This is a genomic window from Brevundimonas sp. (genome assembly GCF_965278935.1).
Lineage (GTDB): Bacteria > Pseudomonadota > Alphaproteobacteria > Caulobacterales > Caulobacteraceae > Brevundimonas.
Window position 1 is genome coordinate 2,260,857 of the sequence record NZ_OZ257124.1, and the last position, 14,731, is coordinate 2,275,587.

13 protein-coding genes are annotated in these 14,731 nt (G+C 68.1%); 6 read left to right on the plus strand and 7 right to left on the minus strand.

Annotated elements, in window-relative coordinates; genetic code table 11:
- Window positions 1-30: 30 nt before the first annotated feature.
- Together ACQY68_RS11390 and ACQY68_RS11395 are read right to left on the minus strand one after the other, a co-directional pair.
- Window positions 31-594, minus strand: a complete 564-nt coding sequence (locus ACQY68_RS11390; RefSeq protein ID WP_428149544.1) for a DUF3828 domain-containing protein — start codon at window positions 592-594, stop codon at window positions 31-33.
- Window positions 595-608: 14 nt separating this feature from the next.
- Window positions 609-1,151: a DUF3828 domain-containing protein gene (locus tag ACQY68_RS11395; protein ID WP_428149545.1), complete on the minus strand. Its 543-nt coding sequence runs from the start codon at window positions 1,149-1,151 to the stop codon at window positions 609-611.
- A 237-nt stretch (window positions 1,152-1,388) separates the two neighbouring features.
- Here ACQY68_RS11395 and ileS point away from each other — a divergent pair, with 237 nt between their 5' ends.
- The gene (gene ileS, locus ACQY68_RS11400; protein ID WP_428149546.1) at window positions 1,389-4,316 is read left to right on the plus strand and encodes an isoleucine--tRNA ligase; all 2,928 of its coding nucleotides are present in this window, start codon (window positions 1,389-1,391) and stop codon (window positions 4,314-4,316) included.
- 461 nt (window positions 4,317-4,777) lie between these two features.
- Here the strand turns inward: ileS and ACQY68_RS11405 are convergent, their stop codons facing one another.
- A complete protein-coding gene (locus ACQY68_RS11405; protein WP_428149547.1) occupies window positions 4,778-5,704 on the minus strand; it encodes a hypothetical protein in 927 nt (308 codons plus the stop codon).
- A gap of 99 nt (window positions 5,705-5,803) precedes the next feature.
- On the opposite strand from ACQY68_RS11405, the gene ACQY68_RS11410 reads away from it, so the two are divergent.
- From ACQY68_RS11410 to ACQY68_RS11420, 3 genes are all read left to right on the plus strand, one after another.
- Window positions 5,804-6,262, plus strand: coding sequence for a RidA family protein (locus ACQY68_RS11410; protein ID WP_428149548.1), 459 nt, complete (start codon window positions 5,804-5,806; stop codon window positions 6,260-6,262).
- Entirely contained in the window at window positions 6,259-7,416 is a 1,158-nt protein-coding gene (locus ACQY68_RS11415) for a GNAT family N-acetyltransferase (RefSeq protein ID WP_428149549.1), read from the plus strand. Before ACQY68_RS11410 ends, ACQY68_RS11415 begins: the two co-directional genes overlap by 4 nt.
- Before the next feature lie 61 nt (window positions 7,417-7,477).
- Window positions 7,478-9,097 carry a M20/M25/M40 family metallo-hydrolase gene (locus ACQY68_RS11420; RefSeq protein ID WP_428149550.1) on the plus strand — a complete coding sequence of 540 codons (1,620 nt, stop codon included), beginning with the start codon at window positions 7,478-7,480 and terminating at the stop codon, window positions 9,095-9,097.
- 41 nt (window positions 9,098-9,138) lie between these two features.
- Here the strand turns inward: ACQY68_RS11420 and ACQY68_RS11425 are convergent, their stop codons facing one another.
- From ACQY68_RS11425 to ACQY68_RS11435, 3 genes are all read right to left on the minus strand, one after another.
- Window positions 9,139-9,684 carry a hypothetical protein gene (locus ACQY68_RS11425; RefSeq protein ID WP_428149551.1) on the minus strand — a complete coding sequence of 182 codons (546 nt, stop codon included), beginning with the start codon at window positions 9,682-9,684 and terminating at the stop codon, window positions 9,139-9,141.
- A gap of 598 nt (window positions 9,685-10,282) precedes the next feature.
- Window positions 10,283-10,864 (minus strand): DUF4287 domain-containing protein, encoded by a 582-nt coding sequence (locus ACQY68_RS11430; protein ID WP_428149552.1) that lies wholly within the window; start codon window positions 10,862-10,864, stop codon window positions 10,283-10,285.
- A 62-nt stretch (window positions 10,865-10,926) separates the two neighbouring features.
- Complete coding sequence (locus ACQY68_RS11435) at window positions 10,927-11,277, minus strand: hypothetical protein (RefSeq protein ID WP_428149553.1); 351 nt, start codon at window positions 11,275-11,277, stop codon at window positions 10,927-10,929.
- Between the two features lie 304 nt (window positions 11,278-11,581).
- On the opposite strand from ACQY68_RS11435, the gene mutL reads away from it, so the two are divergent.
- Complete coding sequence (gene mutL, locus ACQY68_RS11440; protein WP_428149554.1) at window positions 11,582-13,438, plus strand: DNA mismatch repair endonuclease MutL; 1,857 nt, start codon at window positions 11,582-11,584, stop codon at window positions 13,436-13,438.
- Window positions 13,435-13,902, plus strand: coding sequence for a low molecular weight protein-tyrosine-phosphatase (locus ACQY68_RS11445; protein ID WP_428149555.1), 468 nt, complete (start codon window positions 13,435-13,437; stop codon window positions 13,900-13,902). Before mutL ends, ACQY68_RS11445 begins: the two co-directional genes overlap by 4 nt.
- On the opposite strand, the gene ACQY68_RS11450 is transcribed toward ACQY68_RS11445, so the two are convergent.
- Window positions 13,875-14,669 (minus strand): MerR family transcriptional regulator, encoded by a 795-nt coding sequence (locus tag ACQY68_RS11450; protein WP_428149556.1) that lies wholly within the window; start codon window positions 14,667-14,669, stop codon window positions 13,875-13,877. The genes ACQY68_RS11445 and ACQY68_RS11450 overlap by 28 nt on opposite strands.
- Window positions 14,670-14,731 lie beyond the last annotated feature (62 nt).

Sequence of the window (14,731 nt, forward strand, 5' to 3'; positions counted from 1 at the left end):
GGCCCTCGCCCGCCCTTTGACAACCGTCGCCTACCCCGCCGCCTCGGCCACCGCCATCAGGGTGTCGTGCAGCGAATCCGTCCCGTCGACGATGTCGTCGACCTTCCAGTTCGGGCCCTCGCGCACGAGTTTGAGCTTCAGGTTTTTCTGCTCGCCCATGTTGGTGAAGGCGACATCGGCCTCGGCGGTGTTGGGGTCCGACTGGGCCACCGCCGTCGCCGTGACGACGAAGTCGCCCTGGTCCTGACAGGCGCAAAAGGGGTCGTAGTTCAGCGTCGGGACCTCGCCGTTCGCCGCCCGGACGTCCGCCCCGATCAGGGCGTTCATCGTGCGCGAGAACATCGGGTCCTGCCCCGGCGCCGGCTGTTCGCCCTGCGGCCCACCGTTGACGTACTGGGCGTAGATCGTCCGCACGAAGGCCTCGGGGCCTTCGCCGGCCGCCGCATAGACCTGCTCGCGCGACACCGGCCCTGTCGGCGTCGTCGCTCCCGCCGTCGCGGAAGCGGAGGCCGAGGCGGGCTCCTTGGTCTCCTCGCCCTGAGAACAGGCGGCCAATGCCAGAGCGGCGGCCGAAAGCATCGTCACGCTTCGCATCGTCAGTCTCCTTGTCATGCCGCCGGCTGCGTCCTGGCCTCGGCGATCCACGCATTCAGCTGCTGGACCAGCGGCTCGCGTTCGAACTCGTCGCCCATGTCCTGATAGGTGATGTCGTCGATCTTCCAGCGACCGTCCTCCAGCACCAGCTTGTAGGTCTTGTGGTGCACGGCGTTGCCCGGTTCGGCGAAGCCCTGAACCACGACCACGTCGGCGGTGGTCGGACCGGTGGACGTCGCCGTCGCCGACTGCAGCACCGGCGTCCCGTCCTGGCAGTCGCAGATCGGCTGGGCGTCGAAGAAGCCCTGATCGCCCTCCTGCGTCAGTCGGACGGTTTCGGCCAGCAGCGCCCGCGTCCGCGCCGACCACATCGGGCTCTCCTCCACCATCTCCACATTGTCATCGGAGTCTTCGTACAGGCTTCGGATGAAAGCCTCCGGCGTCGTGGCGGCCTGCGTCGCCGCAGTCGTCGCGGGCGCGGCCTCCGCCTTCTCGGTCGGCTGGTCACAGGCGGCCAGCGCCAGGGTGGCGGCGGTCAGCATCAGGATCGTGCGCATCGGTGGTTTCGTCCCTTCGACGCCTGATCGCGCCGTTCGAATGCGACGTTACCGAAACCCCGCGCTTTTCCCAGCCCCCGCGCCCTGATAGGACCCTTCCATGGACGCGCGCCGGATCATTCCGATCGAGATTAGCCGCCCGGCGTAGCGCCGACGGGGCCATCCGCCCTCGCTTACGCCGGGATTTCCAGCCGACCTCACCCGACGCACCCAATCAGATTGCCCGAGACCAGACTCATGGCCGACGACGCCCAGACTCCCGACTCCACCGCCCGCGACTACCGCGAGACCGTCTTCCTGCCGGAGACGCCCTTCCCGATGCGCGGCGGCCTGCCCCAGAAGGAGCCTCTGATCCTGGAACAGTGGGGCGACCTCTATTCGACCCTGCGCGCCCGGCGTCAGTCGGAGAACGCGCCGCTGTATGTCCTCCACGACGGGCCGCCCTACGCCAACGGCGACATCCATATCGGCCACGCCCTGAACAAGACGCTGAAGGACTTCGTCGTCCGCTCGCGCTTCCTGCTCGGCTACGACGTCGACTTCGTGCCCGGCTGGGACTGCCACGGCCTGCCGATCGAGTGGAAGATCGAGGAGCAGTATCGGGCCAAAGGCCGCCGCAAGGACGAGGTCTCCAAGGCCGAGTTCCGCGCCGCCTGCCGCGAATACGCCGCCGGCTGGATCGAGGTGCAGAAGGCCCAGTTCCTGCGCCTGGGCATCACCGGCGATTTCGAGAACCGCTACGCCACGATGGACTACGGCTCCGAGGCCGCCATCGTGAAGGAGTTCCACAAGTTCAAGAACACGGGCCAGCTCTATCGCGGCTCCAAGCCCGTCATGTGGTCGCCGGTCGAACGCACCGCCCTCGCCGACGCCGAGATCGAATATCACGACCACGTCTCGCCCACGATCTGGGTCAAGTTCCCGGTCATCGCCGCGACCGACGACCATCCCGACGACCTGCTGGCCTTCCGCCACCAGACGCCGTCGATCGTCATCTGGACCACGACGCCCTGGACCATCCCGGCCAACCGCGCGATCAGCTACGGCCCCGAGATCGCCTATGGCCTGTATGAGGTCCAGTCGATGGAGACCGGTCTCGAGTTCGCGCCCTGGGCCAAACCGGGCGACCGGCTCATCCTCGCCGACAAGCTGGCGGAAGCGGTCTTCAAGGCCGCCAAGATCGCGACCTGGACGCGTCTGGACGACATCAACCCATCCGGCCTCGTCGCCGCCCACCCGCTGGCGGAACTCGACGACGGCTATCGCTTCAACGTGCCCCTGCTGGACGGCGACCACGTCACAGACGACGCCGGCACCGGCTTCGTCCACACGGCGCCCGGTCACGGCGCCGACGACTTCGAGGTCTGGAAGGCCCACGGTCATCACGAGGTGCCCGACACCGTCGATCCCGACGGCGCCTACTACCCCACCGTCCCCCTGTTCGCAGGCCTGAAGGTGCTCGAGACCGAGGGCAAGAAGACCGGCAAGTTCGGCAGCGCCAACCCCGCCGTCATGGACAAGCTGATCGAGGCCGGCACGCTTCTGGCGCGCGGCCGGATGGAGCACTCCTACCCCCACTCGTGGCGCTCCAAGGCCCCGGTCATCTTCCGCAATACGCCCCAGTGGTTCATCCGCATGGACCAGCCGCTGGACCACGCCGAGGGCGCAACCCTGCGCGAGACGGCCCTGACCTCGATCGACCAGACCGACTTCCACCCCGCCGCGGGCAAGAACCGCATCCGCTCTATGGTCGAGGGCCGTCCCGACTGGCTGATCAGCCGCCAGCGCGCCTGGGGCACGCCTCTGGCGATGTTCGTCGACAAACACACGGGCCAGCCCCTGCATGACGCCGAGGTCGACGCCCGCATCGTCGCCGCGATCGAACAAGGCGGCGCCGACGCCTGGTACACGAAACCCGACAGCGATTTCCTCGGCCTTCACGACCCCGCCAACTACGAGAAGATCGAGGACATCCTCGACGTCTGGTTCGACAGCGGCTGCACCCACGCCTTCACTCTGGAGACGCGCGACCCGGCCCACGGCTATGTCGGCGACCGCCCGTCGCACTGGCCGGCCAACCTCTATCTCGAAGGCTCGGACCAGCATCGCGGCTGGTTCCAGTCCAACCTGCTCGAAGGCTCCGGCACACGCGGCCGCGCCCCCTACGACGCCGTCCTGACCCATGGCTTCACCCAGGACGAGAACGGGGAGAAGATGTCCAAGTCGCGGGGCAACACCACCGACCCCGCCGTCGTCATCAAGGAATCCGGCGCCGACATCCTGCGCCTGTGGGTCGCCCTGGTGGACTATGCCGAGGACCAGCGGATCGGAAAGCAGATCCTCCAGACCACGGTCGACGCCTATCGCAAGCTCAGGAACACGGTCCGCTACCTGCTGGGCGCCTTGGCCGATTTCGACGAGGCCGAACGCGTTCCCTACGGCGACATGCCGCCGCTGGAGCGGTTCATCCTGCACCGCCTGTGGGAGCTCGATCTCCAGGTGCGCGGCGCCTACGAGACCTACCGTTTCCAGGACGTCGTCCGCCCGGTGCTGGAGTTCTGCGCCGGCGACCTCTCGGCCCTCTATTTCGACATCCGCAAGGACAGCCTTTACTGCGACCGCCCCGACGCGATCCGCCGTCGTGCGGCGCGGACGGTGATGCACGAGGTCTTCATCCGCCTCACCGCCTGGCTGGCGCCGCTGACGCCCTTCACCATGGAAGAGGCCTGGACGACGCTCTACCCGGACGCCGGGACGAACTGCGCCCGCGTGATTCCGCAGACGCCGGATCAGTGGCGGAACCCGGAAGAAGCGGCGCGGTGGGCCTCGGTCCAGTCGGTGCTGGAGGTCGTCAACGACGCCCTCGAAGGCGCCCGTCGCGAAAAGACCATCGGCGGCGCCCTCGACGCCTGGCCGACGGTCACCGGCCCCGCCGGCACCTTCGCGGCCTTCTCCGACCTGGATGCGGCGGAGGTTTTCCGCACCTCGGGCGCCGAACTGGTCGAAGGCGGCGATGCGATCACCGTCGCCATCGCCCTCGCCGACTATCCGAAGTGCGCCCGCTCATGGCGCCGCGTCCCCGACGTCGGCTCCGAAGCGGAGTACCCGGATCTCTCGGCTCGCGACGCCGATGCGGTGCGGTGGTGGGACAGCAAGCACGCCTGATCCAGCCCCTCTCCCCCTGTGGGAGAGGGCTTGAGCGCACGGCGGCTTGCCGTCGTCCTTGTGCGAAAGGGTGAGGGGTTGGCGCCAACCGGTGAGGGCACGCCCCTCACCCTTTCGGCTGGCGCATCGCTGACGCTCTGCGAGCCTCAAGCCCTCTCCCACCGGGAGAGGGACTACCTTCTCTTCGTCATTCCGGGCGCAGCGAAGCGAAGACCCGGAACAGGGCGGCGCCGGAGCGAAGCGTAGGCGATGGTTCAGCACATGCTTGCGCGACAGGCTCGCGCTGGTTTCCGTCTGTGGTCGCTACACTCCCGCCGCCCGGAACAACGAAAAAAGGCCAAGACCTCATCGCGAGGTCATCCAATTTTCTCTATCAGATCAAATGCTAAGGTTCGGAACTTAGCGTGCCTGGTGCAGTATTGGACTCTCTGGACTCGGTGCACCTCGAGTCCAATCCGTTATCAGGCCGCCTCGGCCATCTCCATCGCGGCCTTGCGCTGTTCCGCCCACGGAATCAGCGTCGACTTCGGCCAGGCGACCAGCCATGAGCTCGGCGTGTACTCGCCGCTGTCGATCATCGCCTTCCGCGTCGGCGAGCTCGCACTCGCCCGCTCCGAATGGATCGGCGCCGGGCCCTGATGGATGATGAAGGCCCCGCCCTTCAGCGGGTTCAGCCGCAGATAGGCCAGACGCGGGCTGATGGTCTCCAGCGGCGGGTCGTAGAACCAGCTCGACCCGATCATCCCGGCCAGCTCCGGCCGCGTCTTGCAGATCGCCCCCGCCGTCGCCCAGGCGCGGTCCCAGCCGGCCTCGTTAAAATCGGCTAGCTGGCGGCTCTCGGTGTGGACCTCCAGCCAGGGCTTCTTCCAGCCCTGCGCCCGCACATAGGACACCAGCTGAGACCAGCCATGCCCCTCGCGCCCGTTCCGCACCACCTGCCCCGGCCCCATCGGTGACGACAGGTCGATGGTCTGGGTCAGGGCCCCCGGGACGCTGAGCGCCAAGGCCATGCGGACGTCCTTGGCCCAGTGATCCGGATCATAGGCCGCATCCGTGTCGGCGGCCGCCGTCAGGAACTCGGCCATCCTGTCCATCCAGTAGGGATAGAGCTCCATGACCTCGCCCGGCAGGGCCGCCTGCTTCGCCCGCCCCGGCAGCTCCAGCGCCCAGGTCGCGACAAGCGCCCGACGCATCGCGTCGGTGGCGTCCTGGCCCATCGCCTTGTCGGCGGCGTGGGCCGGGAGGTCGAAATTCCAGTGCGAGGCCGAGGCCACGGCCGGATCCACGGCCTCGACCGAGGCGATATCGACCCGCGTCCGCTCTTCGGCGGTCAGGCGGGCCCGCACGGCGTTGAACGCCGCGACTTGGGTCTGGGAGAGCGTTTCCATGAGCCGATCATGGCACACGCCGGTTGGCGAAGACTTAAAGGCTGGCGACCCGGCTCGCCCCCGCGCTAAACCGCCCGCAATCCCTATATGGAGCCCGACATGTCCATCACTGCCCGCCTCGCCGAACTCGGTATCGACCTGCCCCAGCCCGCCGCAGCCGTGGCCAACTACGTGCCCTTCGTGCGTACCGGCAACCTGGTCCACATCTCGGGCCAGCTGTCGAATGACGCCTCGGGCGGCCTGAAAGGCACCGTCGGCGAGGACGTGACCCCGGAACAGGCCAATGCCGGCGCCCGCCTCTGCGGCATCAACCTTCTGGCCCAGCTCAACGCCGCCCTCGACGGCGACCTCGACCGCGTCGTCCGCGTCGTCAAACTCGGCGGCTTCGTCCAGGCCGGCCCCGGCTTCACCGCCATCCCGGCCGTCATCAACGGCTGCTCGGACCTGATGGTCGAGGTGTTCGGCGACGCCGGCCGCCACGCCCGCTCGGCCGTCGGCGTCTACCAGCTTCCCCTCGGCTTCGCCGTCGAGGTGGACGCCATCGTCGAGGTGCGGTGAGCCCACAACCCGAGTTCACGCTCCAGGTCCATGACAGCCTCGCGGCCATCGGTCGCGAGGCATGGGACGCCTGCGCCGCCCCGACCGGAGACCCCTTCGTCTCGTTCGACTTCCTGAACGCCTGCGAGGCCTCGGGCAGCGCGGTCGCGCGGGAAGGCTGGGGGCCCCGCCACCTGACCCTGATGGGGCCCGACGACAGCGTCCTGGGCTGCATGCCCCTCTATCTGAAGGGTCACAGCCAGGGCGAATACGTCTTCGACCACTCCTGGGCCGACGCTTACCAGCGCGCGGGCGGCCGTTATTACCCCAAGCTCCTCGGCGGCGTTCCCTTCACCCCGGCCACCGGCCCCCGCTTCCTGCATGCTCCGGGCACGGACGAGGCCACCGTCCGCGCCGCCCTGATCCAGGGCGCCCTGACCCTGACCGAGCGGCTCGGCGTGTCGTCCCTGCACGTGAACTTCCCGACCGAGCCCGAGTGGACCGCCATGGGCGACGCGAAGATGCTGCGCCGCCAGGACATGCAGTTCATCTGGCGCAACGAGGGCTACCAGACCTTCGACGACTTCCTGGGGGCCCTGTCCTCCAACCGACGCAAGACCATCCGCCGCGAGCGCCGCGACGCCCAGGCCGATCTCGACATCCGCGTCCTGACCGGGAGCGACATCACCGAGGCCCACTGGGACGCCTTCTTCGACTTCTACCAGGACACCGGCGCCCGCAAATGGGGTCGCCCCTATCTGACGCGCGAGTATTTCAGCCTGATCGGCCAGACGATGGCCGACCGCATCGCCCTGGTCATGGCCTTCCGTGACGGAGCCCCCATCGCCGGCGCCCTGAACTTCATCGGCCGCGACGCCCTCTACGGCCGCCAGTGGGGCGCGCTGGACGAGGTCCCCTTCCTGCATTTCGAGCTCTGCTATTATCAGGCCATCGAGTTCGCGATCGCCCACGGCCTGTCCCGCGTCGAGGCGGGCGCCCAGGGCGAGCACAAGATCGCGCGCGGCTACCTGCCCTCCCCCGTCTACTCGGCCCACTACATCGCCGACCCTGCCCTGCGCGGCCCGGTCGCGCAGTACCTGACGCACGAACGCGCCGAAGTGGAAGCCGGGATCGTCGCCATGACCGAGGAACTGTCTCCCTACCGATCCGCGTGATTGCCAAGCGCCGCCTTGGCGCGCCATATCCTGAAACACCGATTTCCGTCCCGGAGCGCCCATGTCCCGTCTGCTGATCCTTCTCGCTACAGCCGCACTCGCCGCGCCGCTGGCCGCCGCGCCCGCCTCGGCCCAGTCCGTCGACCGCGTCGCCGTCAACGGCATCCTGGATCAGGGCTTGAACCATTCGCAGGTCATGCAGACCGCCGCTCACCTGACCGACAACATCGGCGGGCGTCTGACCAACTCTCCGGCCATGCGCGAGGCCGAGACCTGGACCCAGCAGCAGTTCCGCGACTGGGGCCTGTCGAACGTCCGTACCGAGGGCTTCGAGTTCGGGCGCGGCTGGTCGATCGTCCGCTCCAGCGCCCGGATGACCGAGCCGCGCGTCATCGACCTGCGCGCCATCCCCATCGCCTGGACGCCCGGCACCAACGGCACGATCACCGCCGGCGTCGTCGTCGCACCGATGACCAAGGTCGCCGACTTCGACCGGTATCGCGGCCAGCTGCGCGGCAAGATCGTCATGATCAGCCAGCCGACCCCCGGTTCGGAACCCGCCGAGGCGCCCTTCCGTCGCCTGACCGACGACCAGCTCCGCCCCGGCGGCAGCTACGTCCAGCCCCAGTATTCGCCGGCCGCCATCGATCGCCAGCTGGCCACCGCCGACTTCGCCACCGCCCTCGACGCCTTCCTGGTGCAGGAGGGCGCCCTGGCCCTCGTCCGCATGTCCGCCCGCGACGGCGGCCTGCTGCACGGCACCGGCTACGCCTTCCGCGTCGGCCAGACGCCCAAGACCCCCGGCATGGAACTGTCCGCCGAGGACTACCGCCGTCTGGCCCGCCTCGCCCGCACTGACACCCCGCCGATGCTGGAGCTGAACAGCGAGGTCGAATTCCACGACGAGGACACCCAGGCCTACAATATCTTCGCCGATATTCCGGGCACGGATCGTTCGGGCGAATACGTCATGGCCGGCGCGCACCTCGACAGCTGGGTGGCCTCCGACGGCGCCTCGGACAACGCCGCCGGCAGCGCCGTGGTCATGGAGGCCGCCCGCATCCTGATGCAGCTCGGCGTCCGTCCGAAGCGCACCATCCGCTTCGCCCTGTGGAACGGCGAGGAACAGGGGCTGCTCGGCTCGCTGGCCTATATCGACCAGCACGTCGCCACCCGCGCGCCGTTCGCCGACCCGGCCCGCGCCGCCCTGCCGATCAACCGCAGCTGGCGTCACCGCTGGCCGATCCAGCCGCGCGACGGCTACGGCGACCTGACCGCCTATTTCAATCTGGACAACGGCTCGGGCCGGATCCGCGGCATCAACGCCGAGGGCAACGTCGCCGCCGCCCCCATCTTCCAGGAGTGGCTGGCGCCCTTCAACAGCCTGGGCGCCTCGACCGTGTCCCTGCGCACCTCGGGCGGCACCGACCACGTCTACATGCAGACGGTCGGCATCCCCGGCTATCAGTTCATCCAGGACCCGTTGGATTACGACAGCCGCATCCACCACACCTCGATCGACAGCTACGACCACCTGAAGGCCGACGACCTGCGTCAGGCCGCGGTCATCATGGCCAGCTTCCTGCTGAACGCCGCCAACCGCGACCAGCCCCTGCCCCGCATGCCGACCCCGACCCAGCCGTCGCCGAGCGACCCGTTCGAGTACCTGCCAGCGGAGTGATCTGAAGGAGGCGGAGGCTCCGGCTTCCGCCTCAACCCGCCCTACTCCGGCTCCCGCTGCTGTTGCCGCACCCTGTGGGCCATGCTGTCGGCGACGGCGGACAGGCGGGCGCGTGCGTTGGGCGAGGTCTGCTCGGCTCCGTAGAGACCTTCCAGGAAGGCGTGGTCCCAGTCCGTCAGACCGGGCGGCGCGGCCTCGGGGTGGGCGAAAAGGGCCAGAATGCTGCCGTAGGGACCCGGGTCGACCTCCGGATCGATCTGGGCCAGGGCGATCATGGCCAGATAGTCGGCCAGTTGGGTCGCATCGATGCCGATGATCTGGTCCACATCGACGATGATGGTGACCTGGGTGAGATCGTCACGCACCTCGTTGCGGAGGCGCGAACCGGTGACGATGCTGCCGAATGTGCCGAGATCGGCCGGCGTGCGAATTTCCGATGGCGTCCCCACCGGCGACTGACCTGGCAGATGCCGGTTTACCATGCCCGTCTCGGCGTTGACGGTCACTGTGTTTTGCCACCAGCGAACCGGCTGATCGGAAGCCAGAAAATCAGCCAGCGCCTGATCGCCCAGATCGGAGTCCGGCAAGCCTATCCGGAAACGCCGCCCTCTCGTTCTCACCAGCTCACGCGCAGCCAGGTCGGCGTCCTCGGCAAACAAGACAAAAGCGCGCGGCTGACATCCAGGGCGCCCAAGCTCCAATCCCAGATCGTGTGCGACGGCCGAGATGCGGTCGATAACGCGGTTCGCCGCCTCGCGCCTCAGCCCGCCCACGCCGATGCAAAAACGTTGTCTCCAGGTCGCCGCCCCGCGCCCTGACGTGGGAGCGGAGACGCGTCCCACGAAGTCCGTCGTCGCCTCTGACAGGGGGCGACCAAGGACGAATATGTCCTCAACTGCCGTTGCCTGAGAGGGGGTCGAGGCCTCGACCTGCGCTTGTAGATTTGATGGATCAGCCGCTGAAGATGGCGCTGTTTGCAGCGCCAGGACGCCCGCAAGAAGCCCAAACCAGACCATAGAATCCCTCGAAGATCTGTGGCCAAGCTTGGCGTCCTTGTCGTGACCGCACAAGGTGAAACCTGAAGATCGGCGCTCACCTTTGTACTACCTAAGAGAGCGGATTTTGGCTCTCCTCTAGCGGTCGCTTACGATGACGTAGGCGGCAGTCGTCTTCTGGAACATTTTTTCAGCCCTGCTTGGCCGCCGCCGCGAACAGCCGGGCGATCTCGCCGTCCACGGCCGCGCCATCGTCCAGCGCGACCACAGCGGTCAGCCGCTCGGACCAGCTTTCCTTGCGCACAGCGGACGACAGTCGCGGGAAGACCTTAGGTTCCAGCTTCAACCCAAACAGGGCCCGTCCGCCCTTCAACGGGCGGATGGCCGCGAACTGAACCGCGCGGCTGAACGCGGTGTAGCCCTTCCGTTGCCCAGAAATGACGCCCTCGACGCCTGCCGCGATCGTCTCGACGGCCTCCAGGATCGCCAGCGACCCCGCGTCTTTCCACAGGGCCGCGCGCAGCTCCGCGGGCTCGTCCCAGCCCGGTCCTCCGGCAGGTCGGAACGCGTCGAGGATATGGGAGCCGTGGTTCTGGCCCACCCCGTGCTCCGCCTTCAGCCACGCCAGCTGGGCGCGCGGAGCCGTCTCGGGGCAGGTGTTCATGATCTCGACCCAGGCCTCCAGCGGCCGGCCGGTCTGTATCTCGAAGTTCGCCTTCACGGTGGCGAACCATTTCGCCTGTCGCTCGGTCAGCTGGGGTCCGGGCTTCATGGTCGATCTCGCAATTGGAAACGGCCGGGACTTTCGCCCCGGCCGTTTCCGAAAATCAGGCTTCAGCCGCCGTCGCCGAGGTCCAGCGATTCGCCGTTGATGGCGCAGAAGTCGACGCCCATGACGATCAGGTCGGGGGTGTCGTCGTCGAACACGACCTTGATGTCGTATTCGCAGTCTTCCAGGCCGTCATCGATCGTGACCTGGACGCTGTCGCCGCTCTCGACGACCTGGTGTCCAAGGATGTCTTCTTCCCAGTCGTTGGTCGACGGGACGGAGATGAACAGCTGAACGACGACTTCGCTGGTGCCATTGTTCAGCGTGAAGTCCAGCGGGCCGGTCTGGGCCGAGGCGCTGGAGGCGACGAAGGTGAAGGCGAGCGCGGCAGCCGCCGACAGAAGCTTGATGGTCATGTACAGGTCTCCCCAGGCCCGAAGCGGACCTCTGCGCGTATCGCTACACCGGTTTTCGCCGCGAGCAAGCCACGCAATCTGACGATCGCGGTCGGGACAGCCGGGGGCTTCGATTGATCACGCAGGTCGGCGTCTGCCTCGACCCCATGCAGCGCGACCAATCGGAAGACGCGGTTGATATTCCATTCGTCCTCGATCGCCGGAATCGTGGTCTGAAGGAGACCCGGCTGGTCATCGCGGCGATCCTGCCTATCTGCAACGCCAGGGTAGGGCCGCCCGTCCTCATCCGCTACCGTAGCCCGTCATGCCCATCCGTCGCCTTCCGCCCGAGACCGTCAACCGCATCGCCGCCGGCGAGGTGGTCGAACGGCCGTCCAGCGCCATCAAGGAACTGGTCGAGAACGCACTCGACGCCGGCGCCACCCGGATCGAGGTGCAGGCCGACGGCGGAGGTCTGTCGCGCATCCTGATCGCCGACGACGGGCACGGCATGGCTCCGGACCAGCTGGCCCTGGCCGTCGAACGCCACGCAACCTCCAAGCTGGAACCCGATGACGCGGGCGACGTCGACCTGTTGCGCATCCACACCCTCGGCTTCCGCGGCGAAGCCCTGCCTTCGATCGGCTCGGTGGCCCGCCTGACCATCACCAGCCGGAGCGCGGGCGGCGACGCCCACCAGATCACCGTCGAGGGCGGCGACCAGCGCCCGGTCGCGCCCGCCGGCTTCCCCGGCCCCCACGGCGCCCGCGTCGAGGTCCGCGACCTGTTCTACGCCACGCCCGCCCGGCTCAAGTTCATGAAGTCGGAGCGGTCCGAGGCGATGGCCATCTCCGAGGAGATCAAGCGCCAGGCCATGGCGCACGAAGGCGTCGCCTTCACCCTGGATCTCGACGGCAAGACCACCCTGCGTCTGTCGGCCGAACATCCTGGCGACGAGGGCCGCCTCAAACGCCTCGCCGCCCTGCTCGGTCGCGACTTCGAAGCCAACGCCCTGCTGATCGATCAGTCGAGGGAGGGCATCCGGCTGTCGGGCTATGCCGGCCTGCCGACCTATTCCCGCGGCAACGGCGGGCATCAGTATCTGTTCGTCAACGGCCGTCCGGTGCGTGACCGCCTGCTGCAGGGAGCGTTGCGCGGCGCCTATGCAGACTTCCTCGCGCGAGACCGCCATCCGGCGGCGGTGCTGTTCCTCGACATCGATCCGCTGTTCGTCGACGTGAACGTCCACCCCGCCAAGGCCGAGGTCCGGTTCCGCGATCCCGCCCTGGTGCGAGGCCTGATCGTGGGGGCCCTGCGTCACGCCTTGCATGCCGCCGGCCACCGCGCCTCGACCACCGTCGCCGACAATGTGCTGGCCGGGTTCACGGCGCACTCGGGGCCAGCGTTCAGCCCCAGCGCGTCGTCGGCCCGGAGCTTCGGCGCCGGAGGCTACAGCGGCTGGACCGGCTGGGACCGTCCGGCCGCCGCCAATCAGGACATCCCCGGCCTGTCCGAAATGTCCGTCCGGGTCGAAAGCCCTCCGCCCGGCTTCGCGGCCTGGCCCGACCAGTCCAGCCCGGCCAACGTCCCGGACCCCATCGACCAGCCGTTGGGCGCCGCCCGGGCGCAGGTCCACGGCACCTATATCGTTGCCCAGACCCGTGACGGCATCGTCGTCGTCGACCAGCATGCGGCCCACGAGCGCCTCGTCTACGAGCGGATGAAGACCCAGATGGCCGAGGGCGCCGTCGTCCGTCAGGCCCTGCTGACCCCCGAGGTGGTCGAACTGGATCCAGCGGAAGCCGATCGTATCGTCGCCCGTGCCGACGAACTCGCCAAGCTGGGCCTGATCGTCGAGCCGTTCGGCGGCGGTGCGGTGCTGGTCCGCGAGACCCCCGCACTGCTCGGCGACACCGACGTCCAGGGCCTGATCCGCGACATCGCCGACGACCTGGCCGAACATGGCGCGGCCCTGGCGTTGTCGGAGCGGCTCGGCGAGGTCTGCGGCACGATGGCCTGTCACGGGTCGGTCCGCGCCGGGCGGGTCCTGTCGGCGCCGGAGATGAACGCCCTGCTGCGCCAGATGGAGGCCACGCCGCACTCCGGCCAGTGCAACCATGGGCGGCCGACCTATGTCGAACTGAAGCTCAACGACCTCGAGAAGCTGTTCGGCCGTCGATGATCCCGTCCGTTCTTTTCGTCTGCCTCGGCAATATCTGTCGCTCGCCATTGGCGGAGGCCGCCTTTCGCGCAGAGGCGAGCCGCCTTCATCTCGACGTCGTGGCGGATTCCGCCGGCGCCGGCGACTGGCACACAGGTGACCCGCCGGACCGTCGCGCACAGGCCACGGCCTTGGGCCACGGCATCGACATCTCGTCCTGTCGCGGGCGTCAGGTGAAGGCCGCCGACTTCCGCCGCTTCACCCATATAGTGGCGATGGACACGGAAAACCTGGCCAACCTCCACCGCCTTGCACCGGCCGACGCGACCGCTGAGCTCAGCCTGATGCTCGACCATGCCGGACGCCCCGGCCAGTCGGTGGCCGATCCCTACTACGGCGATGATGCAGGCTTCGAAGTCACGTGGAGCGACGTCTCGGCCGGCGCCGCCGGTCTGGCTCAGACGCTTAGAGCACGCCGCCCATAGGCATCCATGGCCTCGGCCATCCATTCTGCCAATCCCGGACGGATCGCTTCGTAGCGTGCGTGGAAGTCAGGGTTCTCGACATACATCCGACCCAGCCCGGCATAGGCCTCCGCCGTCGGCGCCATCTTCCAGGTCCGGGCGACCCAGGCATGGTGACGCTGAAGCAGCGGATCCAGAGCGGGATCGTCCGCCCGCGCGCCCTCGCCCATCGCCCGGGCGAAATCGGCCTCCATTCCGGCCACCTCCGCCAGCCAGCCGTCGCGATCGGCCGGCGACATTGCCGCCATCGCCGCCTTGCCGGCGTCGATCCGTTCGCGCGCCGGCTCGCCGTACTTGTCGATGATCCAGGCCTCGTAATCGGCCTGTTTCTGCGGGCTGAAGCCCTCGTAGAGGTGCTTGTCCATGATGGTCTTTCGTCCTTCCAGTTCGGCGATCGTGCGGTCGATCGTCCGGGCCAGACGGCGATAGCGGTCCGCTTCCTGTTCCAGCCGCGACCGCTGCTCGCGCAGGGCCGTCAGCCGGTCCGGGTCCTCGGCGTCCAGCAGGGCCGGGATGTCGCTGAGCGCCACTCCGAACTCCCGATGGATCAGGATCTGCTGCAACCGCATCAGTTCCGCTCGCCCATAGTAGCGGTATCCATTCTCGCCGACCGCCGCGGGCTTCAGCAATCCGATGGCGTCATAGTGGTGCAGCGTCCGGACCGAGGTTCCGGACAACCGCGCCAGCTGGCTTACGGTATGGATCGTGTGGCGCGCGTCGTTCCGCATGGACAGACCTATGGGGCCTCACGCGGCGTGAGGGTCAAGGGGCTCTCTTGTGGACGGCGGCA

Bases quoted from the DNA above. Each gene is read 5' to 3' on its own strand.
- ACQY68_RS11390 (WP_428149544.1), bottom strand. From the start codon at position 594: ATGCGAAGCGTGACGATGCTTTCGGCCGCCGCTCTGGCATTGGCCGCC.
- ACQY68_RS11395 (WP_428149545.1), bottom strand. From the start codon at position 1,151: ATGCGCACGATCCTGATGCTGACCGCCGCCACCCTGGCGCTGGCCGCC.
- ileS (WP_428149546.1), top strand. From the start codon at position 1,389: ATGGCCGACGACGCCCAGACTCCCGACTCCACCGCCCGCGACTACCGC.
- ACQY68_RS11405 (WP_428149547.1), bottom strand. From the start codon at position 5,704: ATGGAAACGCTCTCCCAGACCCAAGTCGCGGCGTTCAACGCCGTGCGG.
- ACQY68_RS11410 (WP_428149548.1), top strand. From the start codon at position 5,804: ATGTCCATCACTGCCCGCCTCGCCGAACTCGGTATCGACCTGCCCCAG.
- ACQY68_RS11420 (WP_428149550.1), top strand. From the start codon at position 7,478: ATGTCCCGTCTGCTGATCCTTCTCGCTACAGCCGCACTCGCCGCGCCG.
- ACQY68_RS11430 (WP_428149552.1), bottom strand. From the start codon at position 10,864: ATGAAGCCCGGACCCCAGCTGACCGAGCGACAGGCGAAATGGTTCGCC.
- ACQY68_RS11435 (WP_428149553.1), bottom strand. From the start codon at position 11,277: ATGACCATCAAGCTTCTGTCGGCGGCTGCCGCGCTCGCCTTCACCTTC.
- mutL (WP_428149554.1), top strand. From the start codon at position 11,582: ATGCCCATCCGTCGCCTTCCGCCCGAGACCGTCAACCGCATCGCCGCC.
- ACQY68_RS11445 (WP_428149555.1), top strand. From the start codon at position 13,435: ATGATCCCGTCCGTTCTTTTCGTCTGCCTCGGCAATATCTGTCGCTCG.
- ACQY68_RS11450 (WP_428149556.1), bottom strand. From the start codon at position 14,669: ATGCGGAACGACGCGCGCCACACGATCCATACCGTAAGCCAGCTGGCG.